The organism is Daejeonella sp., assembly GCF_044232565.1.
GTDB lineage: Bacteria > Bacteroidota > Bacteroidia > Sphingobacteriales > Sphingobacteriaceae > Daejeonella.
In genome coordinates this window covers 1-4443 of record NZ_JBIILQ010000227.1, presented here as the reverse complement: position 1 = coordinate 4443, position 4443 = coordinate 1, and the positions used below count along the sequence as shown (strand labels likewise).

General features: G+C 29.5%; 3 protein-coding genes, 1 tRNA gene and 1 pseudogene. 3 read left to right on the top strand and 2 right to left on the bottom strand.

The features are described 5' to 3' along the window. Positions 1-177: 177 nt before the first annotated feature. Complete coding sequence (locus ACILQF_RS10950; RefSeq protein WP_395627446.1) at positions 178-690, bottom strand: hypothetical protein; 513 nt, start codon at positions 688-690, stop codon at positions 178-180. 503 nt (positions 691-1193) lie between these two features. On the opposite strand from ACILQF_RS10950, the gene ACILQF_RS10945 reads away from it, so the two are divergent. Further along, positions 1194-1619 (top strand): hypothetical protein, encoded by a 426-nt coding sequence (locus tag ACILQF_RS10945; protein ID WP_395627445.1) that lies wholly within the window; start codon positions 1194-1196, stop codon positions 1617-1619. Positions 1620-2478: 859 nt separating this feature from the next. Further along, positions 2479-3087, top strand: a complete 609-nt coding sequence (locus ACILQF_RS10940) for a DUF1566 domain-containing protein (protein WP_395627444.1) — start codon at positions 2479-2481, stop codon at positions 3085-3087. Positions 3088-3473: 386 nt separating this feature from the next. Here the strand turns inward: ACILQF_RS10940 and ACILQF_RS10935 are convergent. Next, positions 3474-3549 (bottom strand) — tRNA-Phe (locus ACILQF_RS10935). Between the two features lie 181 nt (positions 3550-3730). Between ACILQF_RS10935 and ACILQF_RS10930 the strand changes: the two are divergent. Then, positions 3731-4443 (top strand): annotated as a pseudogene (locus ACILQF_RS10930) (Fe-S oxidoreductase); the annotation flags it as partial.

Here is a 4443-nt window from a genome sequence, read left to right as displayed (position 1 = left end):
AAATTAGGGATATTCGAAATCATCATATTAATTTGGATTTAGACAAAGTATCAGATAAAAACTATTCTAAAATATTAAATAATATATTCTGCAAATTTTTCAATACTCGAAACACTAATCTATTGAATAGTACCATATACATATTTAAAAAAAGGATCAATAAAATATTAGTAAAGCCTAAAATACACCATCGCTTTCAAAAAACTTACCATCCTTTTGAGAAATAGATTTATTATAAATTCTAAACAATGGAAAACTTTTAACTACCGCATGATCATCATCTTTAAAAATGAAAAACTCAGAATGATTTAGTTTAATCTTAACAATATCGTCAATTTTTTCCTCTATAGGATAGATTTTACTGTAGTTCTCGGAAACCCCAGCAATTATGACTTTTGAGAAAGCATCGATAAACTTATTTTTTTTAAAAACCACTAAACCAAGAATTAAAGGAAATGAAGCTGTACTTGTAATTGGGATATGAATTAATTTGGGACTATCCAAACTCGATAAATCAATTAATAACTCAAACGCTTGACCAGTCTCAATGTTGAACCTAAAACCAGAATGAACCACAAAAAGTTTATTTTTTAGTGGGTAAGTTTTAATTGGAGAAGAATTGTTGATCATTTCGACCACTCTGGCATCATCTTCATAATAAAGGGCCTCTAGAATGATTAAAAGAGTCATTAGTTATTATAATTAGGTTAAAAATTAAATATAAACAAGTCGAATAATATAGGTTTCCAACTAAAATCAACGAAACTTAGACTGATAATAATTTGTTTACTAAAATCCTAAGCTTGAGCGATGACATTTCTTAGCTCGAGAAAACACTTAAATAGTGAAATAATAAATTAAATTATTCAGATATTTTCAATCAATTCAAACGAAATTCATTTTAAGATATTAATACCATCCTTTACGTTTTTATAATTTTATCCCTGCCTTGTTTTATAGATAAAATAAATAAAAAAATATGTTATTTCCTGTTATTCACACGAATAACGGAAAATATTTACAATAACTGTAAAATTTACCTTAGAATTGATTAAGCCAAATAAAAAGATTAGAAAGATAATCCTGACGATTTATTCAACACTCTGGAGGTATATTTTTCTAAACAATTATTAAAGTGCAGATAGATGGTTTCGATTATTTTAATTATAAAAACGGATTTAAACCCCTAAATAATGAAATATAGTATCCGATTTCTTTCATTTCTATTATTTATCTTTCTATCAAACACAGGATTTGCACAAAATTTAAATCTTGATGAACTTTTTGATTTAAGAAAGAAAAGCTCATCCGACTTTATACAATATTTAAACTCTAGAGGATGGACAGCCGCTGATAATTTGCCATCTGAAGAAAAAGATTTAGTCGGGCAAAAACTAGAGTATCATAGATTATTCAATATTACAACTGGGGTTTCCATTGATCATATATCAAGTAATGATTCACAAATCAAGCGAGTTTCAATACTAATCCCCCAAAAAGAAGTTTATTCTCAATACATCACGAAAATGATAGCTTCAAGCCATAGATTAATCAAATCTGAACTTGAAAATGGAGACATTATTAAGGTCTATCAAGGCAAAAAAAATACTATTAATTAACAATTCTTATAGATAAGTCTGATTATTCCTCCTCCAATAAAAATAGTTATAGATTCTTGATACTTTCTAACGAAGATTATAATTTGAATTTTTAGTGAAATAAGGTAACCCTAAAAAAATGCTTCCAATAAATAATTACAGAAAATAAAAAAACCTCCAATTTTTATGGCAACAGATGTATTCATATCCATTGAATTAAGGTATCTGTTTAATACTGTTGTCGCGTTTGTTAATGTTTTTATTTTTTAAAATTCAAATACTCGCTTTAACTAGTTAATAATTACCTTTCTAGTTAAATTTATTTATTAAAAAAAATAGAATTTGTAATTTCTAAATTCTGCAAGCGGATTGAAAAATTCCGAATTTGCTTCAAGCCCAGAAGTTATAAACAACAACCTTCAATGCTCAAAAAATATTTTTTATCATTAGAAAACTCATTCATTCAACAATCTAAAATTTAACCCCAACATCATAATTAAGGATTTTCGTATATTATTCTAGTAAAATTAAAAGATGTTTGACGAGCCTATCCTTATAAAAGTTGAAAAGCGTTTCAAGTAATAATGTGTTATATCACACGAATAACGTGATTTTTTTAGGAGCAAGCACAAAAATAAATTAGATTTGAATTTATAATTTAATTAACTGTAAGTAAATCAGATACTTTTTAAAGATATCTGTGAAATAAATTTAGAAATTATGGAAATCACTCATTCCTTTTTTTGGGCTATCAGAGCCCACATATTGGGTATCTCCATTTAAAGAATAAATAAAACAATAAAATTAATTATTTTTAAAGAACAATTATTTAGTTTTTATAAAAAATGGATATGGCTAACGAAAAAAAATCAACACTGTTATGAAAAAAAACAAGAAAATAAAGACAATAATTTTCGTTTCTCTATTTATGACTTTTTGTTTTGTAATTGGAACAGTAGTGGTATCAAATACGACTACAATAGATCCGATTATGAACAATTATATTTTAATTTTCATGGTAAGTGTAAATATAATCTCAAGTATGTTAATACTTTTTAATCTTTTTGAAGCGGAGTATAACTTAGAGATTTCAAATTCACGTCAGGAAGAATTTATCAATAACCTGCATACAGGAAAATTGGCTGAGGGAGGAATAATTGTCTATACTGACCAAAATGGAGAACATGGCTTGGTTTGCTCTAAAACTGAATTAGGGAAAGCTGAATTGGAAGATGCTAAAATGATTTGCTTAAACTATGAGAATGATGAATATACTGATTGGCGCTTACCTGATAAGGATGAACTTCAATTGATTTATTCGATGTTACATGAAAATCAAATAGGCAATTTTGAAGATAAGTACTTTTGGAGTTCCAGTGAGAGCGAAAACATTCAAAGTAATTCATGGACTCAGAATTTTGCTGATGGAGCACAATCTTCAGAACTTAATCAACTTAAATTACAATTTATAGCTATCCGAGATTTTTAACTTTTAACAAAATTTTTCAAGCTCAATAAACTAATAAAGCATCATTTTTATTGCTAATAAAATAGCCTGAAACGATAGGAAATATTATTATTATCACCAATCCAGTGCCCGTCAGCACTGGATTTTTTATTTTAACATCCGAAACACCTTTAGAAATCTGGCTGAGCTATTTATCAAGTTTATTAAGTCCAAAACAATTAATGAATTTGATGAGGCCTTAGTACCATCCGTAATTGTAGTTCCGAAACAATCGAGAGGTGTCGCGCTTCTATAAATTAACAAGACACAGATTTTATCAATAAACAAAATTATGGCTAAAACCTTTTAAAATAAGTCCAAAATTAATTTAAACAAAAAAACCTCAGCTGATGCTGAGGTTTCAATTTTGGTGGTACCAGCTGGAATCGAACCAGCGACACAAGGATTTTCAGTCCTTTGCTCTACCGACTGAGCTATGGTACCAGACCATACCCGTTTTGTTCGGGACTGCAAATGTAGTGTCTTTTTTCGTTTATGAAAATATTATTTGAAATTTATTCCATTTTTTTCGAAAGCCCAGAAAAAAAATAATTTTAATATTATGCATGCATAGTAATTTATTTCCAGGATAATCCATATTTTTACGGAATAAACCTATACCAATATGGTTCTACAAGTAATTTTCCTGATTATTGTCATTGCTTCAATAGTATTGTTCAGTAAGAATATCCGTAAAATTATCCGAAATATTAAACTCGGTAGAGATACGAATCGTTCTGATAGACCTGCTGAACGTTTAATTACCATGCTAAAAGTAGCTTTTGGTCAATCTAAAATGGGCAAGCGCCCAATTGCAGCAATCATGCACCTTTTTGTCTATTTAGGATTTGTAATCATCAATTTGGAAGTACTAGAAATAATCTTAGATGGGTTACTGGGTACGCACCGCCTCTTTTCAGGTCCTCTCGGCGGATTATACAATGTATTAATTGCCTCATTTGAAATCCTTGCAGCCCTTGTTCTGTTCGCTGTCTTGGTATTTTATGCCAGAAGGAATATCGTTAAACTGAAGCGCTTTATGGGCGTAGAAATGACCAATTGGCCGAAGTCGGATGCTAACATGATTCTAATTATTGAAGTGCTTTTAATGTCAGCATTTCTGTTTATGAATGCCGCAGACTATAAATTGCAGCTCTCAGGAGCAGCTAATTACATACAAGCAGGCTCTTTTCCTGTAAGTAGCCAATTATTACCACTCCTACCAGACTCCCAATCAGCACTTATTGCTATTGAGCGTTTCTGCTGGTGGTTTCATATCATCGGAATATTCGCTTTTTTAAACTATTTACCCTATTCAAAGCACTTCCACATTATCTT

Coding starts and splice junctions, on each gene's coding strand:
- ACILQF_RS10940 (WP_395627444.1), top strand. CDS start 2,479: ATGAAAAAAAACAAGAAAATAAAGACAATAATTTTCGTTTCTCTATTT.
- ACILQF_RS10950 (WP_395627446.1), bottom strand. CDS start 690: ATGACTCTTTTAATCATTCTAGAGGCCCTTTATTATGAAGATGATGCC.
- ACILQF_RS10945 (WP_395627445.1), top strand. CDS start 1,194: ATGAAATATAGTATCCGATTTCTTTCATTTCTATTATTTATCTTTCTA.